The sequence below is a fragment of the Butyrivibrio sp. AC2005 genome, from assembly GCF_000424145.1.
GTDB lineage: Bacteria > Bacillota > Clostridia > Lachnospirales > Lachnospiraceae > Butyrivibrio.
Window position 1 is genome coordinate 1 of sequence record NZ_AUJI01000010.1, and the last position, 14,785, is coordinate 14,785.

The window sequence follows — 14,785 nt, forward strand, 5'->3', positions numbered from 1 at the left end:
AACAGTCGTTTCCAACTGTTATCCCCCAGTACGAGGCAGGTTGCCCACGCGTTACTCACCCGTCCGCCACTAAGATTTAACAAGATTCCGCCGAAGCCTCATCAGCGTTAAATCTCCGTTCGACTTGCATGTGTTAGGCACGCCGCCAGCGTTCATCCTGAGCCAGGATCGAACTCTCACGTTTAAATGTTTATATCAAGTCAAATGACTTAATATCGTTCGTCTGACCAGAACTTAAGCTTGGCTTTTGTTCTGTCCGTTTTACCTTGTTAGGTTTTGTTCTCTGAATATTCTTTTTGGAATTTTCAGGGTTGCATTACTATTTCATTGTCAATGTGCATCTCATCAATATTACTGATGAGGAACGCAGAAGGAGGGATTTGAACCCTCGCGCCGCTGTTAACGACCTGCACCCTTTCCAGGGGTGTCTCTTCAACCTCTTGAGTACTTCTGCAAAAGTGTTGACTTATCTCTTCACTCTTCAATTTTGAGCGGAGCGAGAGGGATTCGAACCCTCGTGGCGTTGCCGCCAAACGGTTTTCAAGACCGCCTCGTTATGACCGCTTCGATATCGCTCCATATTTTACTAATTTGTTCTGCGTGAGGCGCTTACCTCAGCAGCGAAATTTATTATATCCATATGCATATATAATGTCAATATCAATTTTCATATTTTTTTAAATTTCTTTTCAAGTATCGATTCCGCCTGAGAAATATCCTCAGGAGTAGTGATCTTAATGTTGTTATAAGAGCCCTCTACCAGCTTTACTTTTCGGGTCCCAAGTGTCTCCATCACCATAGCGTCATCTGTTATGTTTATGTTCTGTGCAAGCAACTCATGTTCTTTATCGGCAAGTTCTTCATATAAGTTTAGTATCTCAGGATATAAAAATACCTGAGGTGTCTGAATAAGCCATGTTTTATTTCTGTCCGGAGTAACTTTTGCAAATCCATCCTCATCTGCTATTTTAATTGTGTCCTTTACAGGCATTCCCACAACACATGCCCCGAATTCTTCTACTGCATCCAAAGCTCTTGCAAGCATCTCATCATCCACAAACGGTCTTGCTCCATCGTGAATAAAAACAGCTTCCGTATCAGCAGAAGCCGCCTCCAATCCAAGTCTCACACTATGGTATCTCGTATTCCCCCCAGGTACAATCGCTTTTATCTTCCCAAATTGTCCGGGAGCAATAATATTGTGGGACACATCCTCAATATCTTCAGCAGGAAGAACTATTACAATTTCATCGATAAAGCTGTTCTCAAAGGCTTCTATCGCATAAAGAATAAGCGGCTTACCCTTTATTTCCATATACTGTTTTTTTACACTGCTTTTCATCCTGCTGCCGCTTCCGGCTGCCAATACTATCGCTGTAGTCTTCATATCATACTCTTCCGTGATATCTTCTCTCTCTGTTACCTAGTGGTAAATTGGGAACTGCATTAAGATCCATTCCGCTACGGACACCTTTCAAATATTCATAGTAGCCCGCAGAGCCAATCATGGCTGCATTATCTGTACAAAGCACAGGAGATGGCCTGTAAAATGAATAACCGCGGTTCTTGCATTCATGCTCCAGTCTTTCTCTTAATGCCGTATTTGAAGCCACTCCGCCTGCTATGGCAATTTTATCGCATCCATATTCTGCTGCTGCCTCCATAGTATGCTCTGTCAGTACATCCACTACTGCCTTTTGGAAAGAAGCTGCAACATCATTTTTATTTACTTCTTCACCCTTCATCTCAGCCTGGTTCAAATAATTCAGTACAGCTGATTTAAGGCCACTAAAACTAAAGTCATAGGACTTCTCTGTTGTCTTGGCCCTAGGGAAATTTATCGCGTCAGGATTTCCCTGCCTTGCTGCGGCATCTACCTTCGGACCGCCCGGATATCCAAGACCTATAGCTCTTGCCACTTTATCAAAGGCTTCTCCGGCTGCGTCATCACGTGTCTGCCCTATAATGTCATACTCTCCGTAATCCTTAACATAGACAAGATGTGAATGTCCCCCGGATGCCACAAGACACATGAAAGGCGGTTTAAGATTTTTATCCTCAATGTAGTTGGCACAAATATGTCCTTCGATATGATGCACCCCAACCAACGGTTTTCCGGTGACAAAACTCAAAGCCTTAGCCTCAGAAACACCTACCAAAAGTGCTCCTACCAGCCCGGGTCCGTAGGTTACCGCTATCACATCTATATCTTCCAGGGTAAGACCAGCCTCGGAAAGAGCAGCCCTGACACATCCGTTTATCTTCTCAACGTGTTTTCTCGAAGCAATTTCCGGAACAACTCCTCCATATATAGTATGGAGCGCAATCTGCGATGAAATGACGTTAGATAAAACCTCTCTTCCGTTCCTTACAACAGCAGCTGCTGTCTCATCGCAGCTGCTTTCTATAGCAAGAATCGTTATATCCTTGTCTGAAGAAGCATTAACTGTCTCATCCTCATTTTTAATTGACATAAAGATTACGCCGTCCTCTTCAGTACGGCGCTCTATTTTTTCAGAATTATTATCCATAGTTTAATTTCCCGTGCTTGTTTCCTCTGATATTGTCCAACCCATTATTTTCCAAAGTCCCTCAGAATCTTTGCGCAGAACAAACAGATAATTATAAGGTGTTGTATGGGTTCCATGTCTTAAATGAATTTTAGCAACAACATTGGCAATTTCTTCACCGTTGTCTCTCTTCTCCTGCAAGTCAGAGGTTAAAACCTCATATTTGGGTATGGAGAAATCATCTTTCCTTTTCTGCTCAACCTCACTCTTTAATCCTGAAGGCCAGTTCTGCTGTACAGCCAAAAATTCCGAGTCAAAAATTCCTGACATTACGTCAGCCATTTTAGCGAACTCTTCGTCTGTATAGCTTTCTTTATACAATACCTTCATAGTACGTGCATAAAGATCCACAACCGTCGGAGGAGTTTGAGGATAGGTCTTCTTCAAATCAATAGTTGTTATCTTCTGAACCTCTGTAAGCGTTTCTTCTTCAGTTGTGGTATTAGTATTACTCCCTCTTCTTGTAAAGAGCATAAATACACCAAGAATTACAATTGCAGCAAAAACCATCAGTACAATAGATCTTATAATACCGCTTTTAGTAGACTCGCTCATTGTCCCTCCTCATGAAAAGTACAACAGATTATGAATCTTCCTCAAACCTTAGCGTTACAGCTCTGCCATCCTTTGCAGCAATTGTATTTCCAAATATTTCTTTAGCCTTTGGCAGATACTCCTTAGGATTTACAAGAGAAGGACTGTAATGTGTAAGCCACATCTCCTTTACTCCTGCTTTCTTCGCCATTTCTGCAGCTTCATATATTGTCATATGCCTGTTCTCTTTAGCCTTCTGAAGTTTCTCAGGCTCACCGTACATACCTTCGCATATGAATAGATCAGAAGCTTCAGCATTTCTGACAATTCCTTCTGTAGGTCTCGAATCAGTAACATAAGTCAGATGAATTCCTTTTCTGGCTTCTCCAAGTACCATATCGGGGGTATAGGTTTTTCCATCCTCTGTATGAATTATTTCGCCCTTCTGCAGCGGATTCCAGTATTTCTGCTCTATTCCATTTGCTCTGGCTGCATCAACATTAAATTTTCCTGTTCTGTCAAGCTGCATGGTATAACCATAACAGGTAATGTTGTGATTTACTTTAAATGCTTTAATCCTAAATTCCGGCATTCCGGGCAGAGTAATCTCATCCTCGTCGCCTGTTATCTCGTGAAATTCAATAGGAAAAGGGAGTTCCGGTGCAATGGTTCTCAAAGCTTTTACAACTCTCTCAAGGCCCTTGGGACCAACCATCAAAAGTGGCTCTGTTCTCTCTGCATTTCCCATTGTTAAAAGCATTCCCGGAAGTCCTGAGATGTGATCCGCATGATAGTGTGTAAAACAAATCATATCTATGGGCTTAGGGCTCCATCCCTTTTTCTTCATTGCTATCTGAGTTCCCTCACCGCAATCTATCAGAATACTTTTTCCATTATATCGCACCATAAGTGCGGTAAGATATCTGTTCGGAAGTGGCATCATGCCACCCGTTCCAAGTAGACATACATCAATCATTCGTATTATTTCTCTTCCAATAAATTATTGCATCTTCCTTGGGATTATCATAAAAACCGGGACGTGTACCCTCGTTAACAAATCCCAGTTTCTCATAAAGTCCTCTGGCAGGTATATTTTCAGCACGAACCTCAAGAGTAAAGTCATTACATCCGATTGCTTTACCTCTTAAGATAAGTTTTTCGAGCATGTCGAATGCTATTCCTTTGCCTCTGCAGTCTGCAGCTACTGATACATTTGTAATCTCGCCTTCGCCTGAAATATTGCGAACACCGCATAATCCTACAACATTTCCACTCTTTTCCGCAACAAGATATACTGTATCATCAAGTACACTGGCTTCAAGGAGCTGTTTCTCAGTCCACGCTTCATTCCCAAGGCAGGCTCCTTCGAGTTCTGCTGCTGCAGTAATATCCTCAGCTTTCAGATCTCTGATGTATATGGAGTCTCTTCCTTTTTTACCATTTCGTTCCATTTTCTTATCAGCGGAATTTTGTGAATCGCTTACGTTTTTCTTCTCTGCAGCCTCACGTTCTGCCTGTGAAGCCCTCAAATATTCCGGTGAAAAGGTATCTGCATCCACAATTTTGCCATCACGCATATATATCTGTGCAAGGCAGGCAAGTGCTGATGCTCTCTGCCTGTTCATATGTGCAGGCGCAACTATATAATTAACTTTCAGCAGTTTCTCAAGCTTATCTCTGTATACTGGTATGCCATCCCCCAAAAGCACAACTGTTTTTCCTATAGCATTAAGCTCTTCTGCTATGTCTTCCACAGCCATGGCAGCCTGCGGTTTAATGGTTTTCATTGAAAAATAGGTTTCAAAGTGCTTTTCGTTTTCTTTTTCCGGAACAAAAGTATAAATACCGGTATATACCTGGCTTCGTCTTGCATCCATCATAGGACAGATCACATTTTCATTGGAATAGAACTGATATGCCATCGCGTCCAAAGTCGGTACCGCAACAAGTGGCTTATTCATAGCAAGGCATAACCCCTTAGCGGTAGCACACCCAATACGAAGACCAGTAAATGACCCCGGGCCCGCTGATACTGCAACCGCGTCTATGGTATTAAGATCCAGCGCTATTCTCTTTTTAATCTCCTCCATCATAGGGAGAAGGAGCTCTGAATGTGTGATCTTATGTTGTATTGAAAATTCGGATAGAAGCCTGTCGTCCTCCATAACGGCGACACTGCATACAAGCCCGGATGTATCTAGTGCAAGTATTTTCATATTATCTGTTATCTATCGTCCTTAACGTAATACGGCGATAGTCTGTTCCTTTCTTCAGATCTTTCTCTATACATATTTCAGTGTATTTTTCGGGAAGTATTTCTTCAATTAAATTAGCCCATTCAATAAAGCACAGACCCTGCCCGTAAAAATAGTCTTCATATCCGATTTCATCCATTTCACTTACGTCGCCGATTCTGTATACATCAAAATGGTAAAACGGTATTCTGCCTTCATCATATACCTGTAGTATGGTGAAGGTTGGGCTGTTAACCGGACCTTCTATTCCTAGTCCGGCTGCCACTCCCTGTGTCAGGACGGTTTTCCCCACACCAAGATCACCTATCAGGGTATATACCGATCCGGGCGCAGCACTTTCTCCTATTCTTTTTCCAAATTCGAAGGTTTCCTCCGAGGAATTAGTTTCTAATATTGTACTCATATAATCAGAATATTCCAGCGTTTAAAAAAAAGCAAGTCAGTCCGGAAAAGGTATTGACGGAGCTAATATCTGTTATATAATGGGACTTGTAAAAAATAATCTTCGGGGCAGGGTGCAATTCCCTACCGGCGGTGACTGTAATCAGAAGTCCGCGAACCGCTTCGGCGGCCGATTTGGTGAGATTCCAAAACCGACAGTATAGTCTGGATGATAGAAGATGCGTTTTATTTCTATTACCCGAATCAGCTTCTATGTTGGTTCGTTTTTTTATTTCAAGGAAGAGCACGCGTAGTCTAGTCATTATCCTCCCCGATAAAATCAGGAGGAAAACACCATGAAAAACAACTTATTAACTTCCATTGCGGAAAACACCATTATGGTAGCAGTTTTTGTTCTGCTCATCGCTGCTATGTTTTTAATAGCAAAAGTTGCAGAAAGCTATGTCCAGAAAAAAACAGGTGAGAATAATCCGGGTATGAACACGAGAAAGATTGTAATAATCGGAATTTTCTCAGCAATTTCTGCAGTACTTATGCTTTTTGAAATACCGATGCCCTTTGCACCCAGTTTCTACAAGCTTGATCTTTCGGATTTACCGGCCGTAATCGGCGGTTTTGCATTTGGCCCTATGACAGGTGTTATGATTGAGTTTATGAAAATTCTTCTTAACCTTGTCCTTAACGGTACATCCACTGCATTTATCGGAGAACTTGCAAACTTCATCGTAGGATGCAGTTATGTTCTTCCCGCTTCAATCATTTATATCTTTAAGAAGAATCGTCAGATGGCATTCATATCATGCCTTACAGCAACAATGGTAATCACAATTGTTGGCAGTTCACTCAATGCTTTCTATCTCCTGCCTGCCTTTGCAAAGTTTTTTGGTATGCCACTTGATGCTCTCATCGCAATGGGTACAACGATCAATCCGGCAATCAATAACATGTTTACCTTTGTTCTTTTTGCTGTTGCTCCCATCAATCTCCTAAAGGGTGGAGTAATAAGTTTCATAACAATAATTGTTTACAAACAGCTCAGTCCCATTATCAAAAACGCAACTATTGTATCACGCAGAAAAGCAGAAGCTGAATCTGAAGCTTAACTTTATAAGCTTTAATAATTTGTTTATCCTTTTTTTATAGCATCAAAATGGCGCCTTTATTGACTTTTAACCTGGTGAACCATAAGATTAATTTGTATCTTTGTTAACCGAAAACTGTCAATGAGGCGCCTTCTTTATGAAAAGGTTAATTACTAAAAAACTGGTTCCCGGCATGATCTTGTCGGACAATGTATATGCTCATGATAACAATCAGCTCATATTGCCCAAAGGATGTGTACTGGATAATCAGGCAATTACCAAGCTATCTTTTTATTCTGTCCTGAATGTGCTTGTAGAAGACCCTCCGGAAGAGATGATTTCCCCTCAGGACAACAGCCGTTCTTATGCTGCAAGACTTCGTCAGACACAGGAATTCATCGAATTTAAACAGGACTTCGAGGACTGCGCATCTAAATTCAAGGCAGGAATAGGAGATCTTATAAATAACAAAGAACATTTTGACATTGATTCCATCATCTCACCAATTTACACTCTGGTTCACAAGAGTAACAGTTCTTCCAATTTGTTTGATATGCTCCATAGCCTGAGATCTTATGACGATGCAACTTATGTTCATTGCATAAGCGTCGCTATGATATGCAATATTCTAGGACAATGGCTGAAGATGAGTGAAGATGATATTTTAATACTTACCGAAGCCGGACTGCTTCATGACATTGGTAAATTGCTCATTCCCAACGAAATAATCACCAAGCCATCCGGTCTGAGCTCTGATGAATATTCCGTTGTTCAGACTCACCCTGCACAGGGATTTATGATACTTACGGATTTAAATCTCAGTGACCATGTAAAAAATGCTGCTCTTATGCATCACGAGCGCTGTGACGGGACAGGTTATCCCGCCCACTTAAAAGGGCCCCAGATAGATTTCTTTGCAAAATGTGTATCCATTGCAGATGTTTATGATGCAATGACCTCTGCGCGTGTATACAGGGATCCCTTATGTCCTTTTATTGCAATTGAGATGTTTGAATCAGAGGGATTACGAAAATACGATACAAATGCCATAATGACCTTCTTACAGAATATTGTTAACACATATCTTCTTAACCGAGTCAGACTTAATGACGGTCGTGAAGGTGAAATAATTTTTATAAATCGTAATCATCTGTCCAAGCCGACAATAAAAATTGATAACGATTATCTGGACCTCTCACAGTACACGAATCTGTTTATTGAAGAGCTCCTGTAATATTTTTTGGTAGTAAAAAACGCCGCAAATGCGGCGTTTTATTTATGCAAATCTAAGTTTGAACTTCTGAAGTTCCTTATCAGTGTCTACCTTCTGAATCTGAGCACCGAGCTCACGAAGTTTCTCATCGAAATCCTCATAACCTCTCTCTATGTATCTGATATCCTCAACAGTTGTGAAGCCCTCTGCAGTAAGTCCTGCTATAACAAGAGCTGCTCCGGCACGAAGATCCGGTGCGGCAACATCTGCGCCGGTATACTGATCTACACCCTCAATAATGGCTGTACTTCCCTCAACCTTAATATTAGCACCCATTCTGGTCAGCTCATCCACATACTTGAAACGATTCTCAAAAAGAGATTCCGTAACAAGACTGATTCCGCTTGCAAGACCAAGAACAACAGTAATCTGCGGCTGCATATCTGTAGGATATCCGGGATACGGAAGAGTCTTAACATGAACACTCTTAGTACGCTTAGTTGCAACAACACGTACTGCATCATCTGACTCAAGAACCTGACATCCCATCTCAATAAGCTTGGCACTTATGGATTCCAAATGCTTAGGTATAACATTCTTAATTGTAACATCACCCTTGGTAGCTGCAGCAGCCATCATAAATGTTCCTGCTTCTATCTGATCAGGGATAATAGTGTATTCTGTTCCGTGAAGCTTCTCCACACCTCTGATTCTTATTATGTCAGTACCGGCACCCTTTATATCGGCACCCATACTGTTTAGGAAGTTGGCAAGGTCAACAACATGCGGTTCCTTAGCTGCATTCTCAATAATTGTCTTACCTTCTGCCATAGATGCAGCCATCATAATATTGATAGTTGCACCTACGCTGGCTATATCGAGATATATATGGCTTGCAACAAGCTTATCGGCATGTGCGTTGATCATCCCATGCTCGATAACCACACTTGCTCCAAGCGCGGTAAATCCCTTAATATGCTGGTCAATAGGTCTGAGTCCTATATTGCAGCCGCCGGGTAAAACAACCTGCGCATTCTTATATTTTCCAAGGAAAGCACCAAGCATATAATATGATGCTCTGATCTTTTTAATAAATTCGTTCTCTATTCTGTAAGAGCTTACCTGTGATGCATTAATTGTAACAGAATGGCGGCCTGTTCTCTTGATCAGAACCCCAATGCTCTCCATTGCCTGAAGCATTACATTAGTGTCTGCTTCATCGGGCATATTATCAATATATACAGTCTCATCCGTCATTGAAGCTGCTGCCAGAATAGCAAGAGCAGCATTCTTCGCACCACCGATTTCGACCTCTCCTACAAGTGGTATACCACCTTTAATTACATATTTTTTCATAATTTCCTATTTATTCACGCCTTTGTGAATTACCTAGTCGATAAACTTTACTCCCCATAAATCATTAACGGCTTATGTTATACCACAAATTAGTACATTTGTAAAATGGCGCACAATCAATTCAAGTAATTAAGCGGATTTACCTGCGATCCGTTTATCAGTATTTCGAAGTGCAGATGCGCACCTGTACTAACTCCGGTATTACCACTAAGGGCAATCTTCTGCCCCTGGGATACGGATTGTCCCGGTTTAACCAAAATTTTGGACAGATGTCCATACCTGGTCTCTCTTCCATCAGAATGGCTGATATATACAACATATCCATAGCCTCTGCCCCAACCGGCTCTTGTAACAACACCTGCATTTGAAGCCATAACTGCAGTACCTACAGGAGTAGCCCAGTCAATTCCCTTGTGGAATGTGCTGGCACCCTTCGTAGGAGCATTTCTTCTTCCAAAGCCTGATGACTGTCTTCCTCCTGAAATCGGCTTAATATATGTTGGAGGAACCATGGTGCCTCTCTCAACAATTTTGGGAACCGCTTCGTAAGTCACCTCTTCCTTCTGAATGTCGCGACCCGTCTCACTATCGTTAATATAGGAAACCTTTGCTACAACCTTTCTGTGTCCCGCAGAAGGTTCCTGCACGACTTCCTGCCTTGTCGTATACCATGAATCATTATCTTTGTATATGACATCAGCTTCATAGTCTTCCTCATAGTACTGCTGTGAAGTATATACCACAGAAAGCTCAGGCTCGGGAACCGTTACTATAATTTCATCCCCGGCCCTTATTGTGGAATTTTCACTTTCTATAGTCTCATTCATAGCTATAAGCTGATCAAGCGGAATGCCGAAATCTTCAGCTATTGTTCCCAGCGTATCCCCGGACTTAATCTCATAAATCTGGTTTGTTTCCTGGTCCTTCGTTACTTCATCTATAGCAGTAGCTATATCTGTAATCTCGGAAGAAGGCAGATAACTTTCAACAACCTCTACCTTATCACCAAAATCTATTGATAACAGGCCAAGTTCATAATCATCAAAGTCTTTCTCTTCCATCAGAGGCTTGATTTCTTTGAAAACGTCCGAAATAGCAAGGTCGATACCTGCTTCAGGAAGCTTTACTTCCTCGTCCTTTACAGCCTCTTCCACAGATAAAACCTCTGAAGTCAGAACATTAACCTCTCTGGTGGGGTCCGTTACCAGATCAACCTTATACTTATGCTCTGTATCATATCTGTTAAGTGCCTCATCAAGCAGCTTGAAGACATCGTCCTTACTTGATAAGTTAACCGAATACTTCTTAATCTTTACGGTATATGATCTCTCAAGTGTGGAAGAAATATTATTTTTTAAAACTTCGAGCATTTTTTGCCTTACAGATTTCTTTGAATCAACCTGTCCGAACAATACTTCCCTTCCCTCCAGGGTAAGGTCCGCTTTTGCAAGCACCAGTTCTTCACTTCCATCAGCAAGCTTCCGCCTTGCATCCCGCAAACATTTCTCTGCCGCCTGTTTTGAGCCAAGCGTTCCTACTTCTACTCCATTCAGAGAAACAATAAATATATTATCCCCAGTGTTTTTTATGGGCGAAAACACAGGTAATATCAAAATTATCCAGATAGCAATGGCAAGCACAGTACCTTTAATAAAACCAGTCCTTGCCTTCTTATGAACCAAAAATCTCATTATTAAACCAAACCTATTATTTTCAAAATCATCAGTATCAAATTAGCTGCTGACACCAATAGTATCAATACTGTCAGCGGCATTATCCCACGATTCTTAGCTCTGTTAGCCCTCTGCATGGAATCAAGCTGCCTTACAAGCACCGTAAACTCACTCCTTATGGCTTCCATCTGCTTATTAAGATCTTCTTTTATCTCGCTGAGTTGCTTTTTTTGTTCATCTGCAACAGATGCCTGTACATTCCTGTATATGCGTACTCCGACATCATGCGTGGTTTCATCACTCTGATTAAGTCTGTCGCTTAAATTCTCCTTAAGCTCCTTTATAGCCTTATCCAACTCCTGGGCACTTATCTCAGACTCAGCTTTCTCAGTTTTCAAAGTCTTTAGAACATCCTCAATATCATTAAGTCTGCCTTCCATGATTTTGGCATTTTGACGAAGAACATTTATCTCTTCTTCATACTGTCTGTTCTGTTTTTCCATCTGCTCTCTATGAGCAGCTTCAGCAGCTGTATTAGCCTTAATCATTTCCTGTGCACTGATTTTTCCTGAAAGGTTACCCATTAAGTTTTCCATAGTTCCTCCCATCAAAGAGCTTATCTATTGTTAGTGTTTTTTCATTTCGCAGCCAAACTTAGCTTACATCATTTATGCATTTCGCACAATAAAACATTATCTTCTGTTTGTATTTTGTTTATATTAACCTCTAGTTTAAACTTTGTTAATATTTTATTCACAATTCATTGTTATAATTAGACAGAACCAAAGGAAACAAGGTTCATTACGAAGCTCTAACAGTAGCTCCGAAAGATAGATAAATTTTTTCATAATAGCCCGGGTGCCGAGAGGTGCCTGGGCACTCCTCATTAATGGGCTGTTTTTGAGACTTTTCAGTCCTCCTGCGGCGTTATAGCCTGTATTTCCTCGTTTAATGACAGCATTCTGTCATCCAGTTCCGCCACCATCCTTGCACACTCAAAAAGCTGCGCTTTGATATTGGCAGGCGCTTTAGTCTCGAATTTATACTGTATTTTGTGCTCAAGGCTGGCCCAGAAATCCATCGCTACTGTACGTATCTGGACTTCAACCTTAACCTCAGCTGTATGATCCGACAGGTAAACAGGAACCGCCACTATCATATGATAGCTGCGATATCCACTGGTCTTTGGATTCATAATATAATCCTTAATATTTAAAACCTTTATATCCTTCTGATTGCTGATCATGTCGGCAATTCTGTATATATCCGATGTAAATGAGCAGATAATCCTGATTCCGGCTATATCGTTTATATACTTCATCATGTTTACCAGCGTTGACTCGTAACCATGCCTTCTTAATTTTTTAACAATACTCTCCGGTGTCTTTATCCTTGATTTTATATGCTCTATAGGATTATATCTGTGTACTTCCTGAAACTCGTCATTAAGTATCTCTATCTTGGTATTCATCTGCTTCAGCGCAGAATTATATAAAAGACTTACCTCTTCCCAGCTCTTAATATCACCATCCTGAAATCTGGACTCCATAATGATTCCCCCCAAAAATTGTTTAATGTTCCCAATATGCCTTATTTAATGAACAGGCCTTTACAAGCCCTTTAGGAAGGCGCTTGTACCTTCGTCCCATTCTGTACCCCAAAAACCTGAAACCGCACATAACAATATAGTGCGGAATAAGATATGCCTTTCCAATATGTCTAAAATGACTAATGGTGTCTTTAACCATTTTCTTTCCCTCAGATTCCGATTTAATTCCGGAAAAAATCTCCGGATGATCCGTCTGAGATACCCCAAGATCAAAATTCCTGTGAAACTGCTGCGCACATGAATAATTGTGTGAATGTATTACTCCCGCATCAGGGACATAGCAGATGGCATATCCTTTATACATGGCATTACCTGCATAAACCATATCCTCGTTGAATATAGCCTTATGCAAAAATCCACCCATCTTATCAAATACATCTCTTCTGTACATGGCACAGACATTTGAGCAGAAAAAGGTCTTGATTCCGAGCCTGGGGAGATCCTTAATTGTCTTCCTCATAGGGTCAGTAGGATAATTAAATTTCCTGGAGTAGCGTTCTGCCAGATTACAATCAGACTTAGGATATTGTCTGGCATAAGCTGCAGCAACCTGTTTATCCTCCAAAGCCTGAACAAGATTGGATATAAGCTGATTATCCCTGGGAACAGCATCCTCTGTAATCATCAGGAAAAAATCCGCCTTTGACAAACTAACCCCTAGATTTCTTGTCTCACCATGGTCAAACTCCTTCTTGGTGATATGATGAACAATGATGTTATCATACTTATTAATAGCATCCATCGCATCCTTCTTTTCAACAAGATATCGTTTCTCGGTATTAACTATTATTATCTTTTCAGGTCGAAATGCCTGCTTCTCAAGCTCATCTATGAGCATTGAGAGCTCTGACCCCGGTTTATATGTCGGTATTATAACGTCTACTGTATACATATTTATCCTTTAGTTTATTAGAAAATGAAAGCCCCGGCTGATACCGGGGCCAAGCGTCAAAACTAATTACCTGTCAATATACGCATCCGTATCAGCAGCAATCTTCTGACTATATTTTTCAACACTGGATGATACCTGATAATCTGTATCCTCAAACAGAAATTCATGAAGCCATTTAACATTAGAAGCAAGATCAACAGGTATTACGCAGCTTCCCTTCTTTCCGACTGTTCCGGTAGCTCTCATATCTGCTACAGGGAAACCATCGTTGGCTACTACATTATAATTGGTAATATTTCCCAAGAGCTTAACTATATCTTCCAGTCCAAGTGATGTATATGTCTCACCAAATATTTTACTTGCAACATCTTCAAGCTCTGAAATATTCTTAGTCTTTGCTTTTTCAAGAATAGCCATAAGAACTGTTCTCTGTCTCTGAGCTCTCTTGAAGTCATCACCAGCCGTATATCTGATTCGGCAATATGCAGTCGCCTGAAGTCCGTTAAGAGTCTGCATTCCTGTCTGTGTTACAGGAGTATACTTCATGTTCAGCTCTTCTGCCATCGTAGACTGATAATTGTTAAGATGAGTAATCTCATTCTCCTCAATATTTATATCAACTCCACCGATCTCATCGACAACATCTGTGAGTCCGCCAAAGCCGATAGTTACAAAATCAGTAATATCCATATCCAGATTCATATTGAGCATAGAAATAGCCTGCTGGGGACCACCTGCCTTGTAAGCGGCATTACACTTCGTATATGTATCATTACTAAGATTAAGGTATGTATCACGATAAACTGAAACCAGTTTAATATCACCATTAGCATTATTGATTGAGCAAATCATTATGGTATCACTTCTGGTATTCTTATCAAGCTCGCCTTCACGGGAATCAACACCAAAGAGTGCAATATTGGTATACCCCGTCATCTGCTCATTCTCTTCAACGCCTGTATTAACACTTTCGGCAATCTTCTTCTCATCAAGATTGACCTTGCCAACCTTATCAACCTTAATTCTTCCAAATAAAGTCCATACTATAAAAAGAAGTATAAGGAGAACTACAATCTCAACACCAAATATTATAAGTGCTCTCTTTGTGTTCTTCTTCCTGCCTCTTCTGCCTGAGTTTCCACTCCTGCGATTCGACATATCATAAATCTCCTTTGATTTTTAGTCTTCACTGCCCTATT

General features: G+C 40.9%; 14 protein-coding genes, 2 tRNA genes, 1 rRNA gene and 1 riboswitch. Of the genes, 2 read left to right on the forward strand and 15 right to left on the reverse strand.

Annotated elements, in window-relative coordinates; genetic code table 11:
- The 9 genes from G602_RS0101555 to tsaE form a co-directional block, all read right to left on the reverse strand.
- Window positions 1-184, reverse strand: a 16S ribosomal RNA gene (locus tag G602_RS0101555); the annotation flags it as partial.
- Between the two features lie 181 nt (window positions 185-365).
- Window positions 366-454: transfer RNA gene (locus tag G602_RS0101560), tRNA-Ser, on the reverse strand.
- A 38-nt stretch (window positions 455-492) separates the two neighbouring features.
- Window positions 493-578 (reverse strand) — tRNA-Ser (locus tag G602_RS0101565).
- 89 nt (window positions 579-667) lie between these two features.
- A complete protein-coding gene (gene ispD / locus G602_RS0101570) occupies window positions 668-1,387 on the reverse strand; it encodes a 2-C-methyl-D-erythritol 4-phosphate cytidylyltransferase (RefSeq protein ID WP_026657313.1) in 720 nt (239 codons plus the stop codon).
- Window position 1,388: 1 nt separating this feature from the next.
- Window positions 1,389-2,474 (reverse strand): tRNA (adenosine(37)-N6)-threonylcarbamoyltransferase complex transferase subunit TsaD, encoded by a 1,086-nt coding sequence (gene tsaD / locus G602_RS0101575; RefSeq protein ID WP_044930845.1) that lies wholly within the window; start codon window positions 2,472-2,474, stop codon window positions 1,389-1,391.
- A gap of 60 nt (window positions 2,475-2,534) precedes the next feature.
- On the reverse strand, window positions 2,535-3,125 hold the full coding sequence (locus G602_RS0101580; RefSeq protein ID WP_026657316.1) for a DUF6715 family protein: 591 nt from the start codon (window positions 3,123-3,125) through the stop codon (window positions 2,535-2,537).
- Window positions 3,126-3,153: 28 nt separating this feature from the next.
- Window positions 3,154-4,080 (reverse strand): ribonuclease Z, encoded by a 927-nt coding sequence (locus G602_RS0101585; RefSeq protein WP_026657317.1) that lies wholly within the window; start codon window positions 4,078-4,080, stop codon window positions 3,154-3,156.
- A complete protein-coding gene (gene tsaB / locus G602_RS29640; protein ID WP_026657319.1) occupies window positions 4,073-5,320 on the reverse strand; it encodes a tRNA (adenosine(37)-N6)-threonylcarbamoyltransferase complex dimerization subunit type 1 TsaB in 1,248 nt (415 codons plus the stop codon). Before tsaB ends, G602_RS0101585 begins: the two co-directional genes overlap by 8 nt.
- 1 nt (window position 5,321) lies before the next feature.
- Entirely contained in the window at window positions 5,322-5,762 is a 441-nt protein-coding gene (gene tsaE, locus G602_RS0101595; RefSeq protein ID WP_026657320.1) for a tRNA (adenosine(37)-N6)-threonylcarbamoyltransferase complex ATPase subunit type 1 TsaE, read from the reverse strand.
- Between the two features lie 94 nt (window positions 5,763-5,856).
- Window positions 5,857-5,985: riboswitch (FMN riboswitch) on the forward strand.
- A 111-nt stretch (window positions 5,986-6,096) separates the two neighbouring features.
- On the opposite strand from tsaE, the gene G602_RS0101605 reads away from it, so the two are divergent.
- Window positions 6,097-6,864 carry an ECF transporter S component gene (locus tag G602_RS0101605; RefSeq protein ID WP_026657323.1) on the forward strand — a complete coding sequence of 256 codons (768 nt, stop codon included), beginning with the start codon at window positions 6,097-6,099 and terminating at the stop codon, window positions 6,862-6,864.
- 136 nt (window positions 6,865-7,000) lie between these two features.
- Window positions 7,001-8,077 carry an HD-GYP domain-containing protein gene (locus G602_RS0101610; RefSeq protein WP_026657325.1) on the forward strand — a complete coding sequence of 359 codons (1,077 nt, stop codon included), beginning with the start codon at window positions 7,001-7,003 and terminating at the stop codon, window positions 8,075-8,077.
- Window positions 8,078-8,119: 42 nt separating this feature from the next.
- Here the strand turns inward: G602_RS0101610 and G602_RS0101615 are convergent, their stop codons facing one another.
- The 6 genes from G602_RS0101615 to G602_RS24790 form a co-directional block, all read right to left on the reverse strand.
- Window positions 8,120-9,412, reverse strand: a complete 1,293-nt coding sequence (locus G602_RS0101615) for a UDP-N-acetylglucosamine 1-carboxyvinyltransferase (RefSeq protein ID WP_026657326.1) — start codon at window positions 9,410-9,412, stop codon at window positions 8,120-8,122.
- Window positions 9,413-9,528: 116 nt separating this feature from the next.
- Entirely contained in the window at window positions 9,529-11,094 is a 1,566-nt protein-coding gene (locus G602_RS0101620) for a M23 family metallopeptidase (protein ID WP_330368973.1), read from the reverse strand.
- Between the two features lie 11 nt (window positions 11,095-11,105).
- Window positions 11,106-11,681 carry a hypothetical protein gene (locus G602_RS0101625; RefSeq protein ID WP_026657329.1) on the reverse strand — a complete coding sequence of 192 codons (576 nt, stop codon included), beginning with the start codon at window positions 11,679-11,681 and terminating at the stop codon, window positions 11,106-11,108.
- A gap of 314 nt (window positions 11,682-11,995) precedes the next feature.
- A complete protein-coding gene (locus G602_RS0101635; protein WP_026657330.1) occupies window positions 11,996-12,634 on the reverse strand; it encodes a GTP pyrophosphokinase in 639 nt (212 codons plus the stop codon).
- A gap of 22 nt (window positions 12,635-12,656) precedes the next feature.
- Complete coding sequence (locus G602_RS0101640) at window positions 12,657-13,586, reverse strand: glycosyltransferase family 2 protein (RefSeq protein ID WP_026657332.1); 930 nt, start codon at window positions 13,584-13,586, stop codon at window positions 12,657-12,659.
- Between the two features lie 66 nt (window positions 13,587-13,652).
- Complete coding sequence (locus tag G602_RS24790; protein ID WP_044930826.1) at window positions 13,653-14,744, reverse strand: LCP family protein; 1,092 nt, start codon at window positions 14,742-14,744, stop codon at window positions 13,653-13,655.
- Window positions 14,745-14,785: the final 41 nt, after the last annotated feature.

What these genes read in the sequence shown, in the direction of transcription:
- ispD (WP_026657313.1), bottom strand. Translation starts at nt 1,387, where the DNA reads ATGAAGACTACAGCGATAGTATTGGCAGCCGGAAGCGGCAGCAGGATG.
- tsaD (WP_044930845.1), bottom strand. Translation starts at nt 2,474, where the DNA reads ATGTCAATTAAAAATGAGGATGAGACAGTTAATGCTTCTTCAGACAAG.
- G602_RS0101580 (WP_026657316.1), bottom strand. Translation starts at nt 3,125, where the DNA reads ATGAGCGAGTCTACTAAAAGCGGTATTATAAGATCTATTGTACTGATG.
- G602_RS0101585 (WP_026657317.1), bottom strand. Translation starts at nt 4,080, where the DNA reads ATGATTGATGTATGTCTACTTGGAACGGGTGGCATGATGCCACTTCCG.
- tsaB (WP_026657319.1), bottom strand. Translation starts at nt 5,320, where the DNA reads ATGAAAATACTTGCACTAGATACATCCGGGCTTGTATGCAGTGTCGCC.
- tsaE (WP_026657320.1), bottom strand. Translation starts at nt 5,762, where the DNA reads ATGAGTACAATATTAGAAACTAATTCCTCGGAGGAAACCTTCGAATTT.
- G602_RS0101605 (WP_026657323.1), top strand. Translation starts at nt 6,097, where the DNA reads ATGAAAAACAACTTATTAACTTCCATTGCGGAAAACACCATTATGGTA.
- G602_RS0101610 (WP_026657325.1), top strand. Translation starts at nt 7,001, where the DNA reads ATGAAAAGGTTAATTACTAAAAAACTGGTTCCCGGCATGATCTTGTCG.
- G602_RS0101615 (WP_026657326.1), bottom strand. Translation starts at nt 9,412, where the DNA reads ATGAAAAAATATGTAATTAAAGGTGGTATACCACTTGTAGGAGAGGTC.
- G602_RS0101625 (WP_026657329.1), bottom strand. Translation starts at nt 11,681, where the DNA reads ATGGAAAACTTAATGGGTAACCTTTCAGGAAAAATCAGTGCACAGGAA.
- G602_RS0101635 (WP_026657330.1), bottom strand. Translation starts at nt 12,634, where the DNA reads ATGGAGTCCAGATTTCAGGATGGTGATATTAAGAGCTGGGAAGAGGTA.
- G602_RS0101640 (WP_026657332.1), bottom strand. Translation starts at nt 13,586, where the DNA reads ATGTATACAGTAGACGTTATAATACCGACATATAAACCGGGGTCAGAG.
- G602_RS24790 (WP_044930826.1), bottom strand. Translation starts at nt 14,744, where the DNA reads ATGTCGAATCGCAGGAGTGGAAACTCAGGCAGAAGAGGCAGGAAGAAG.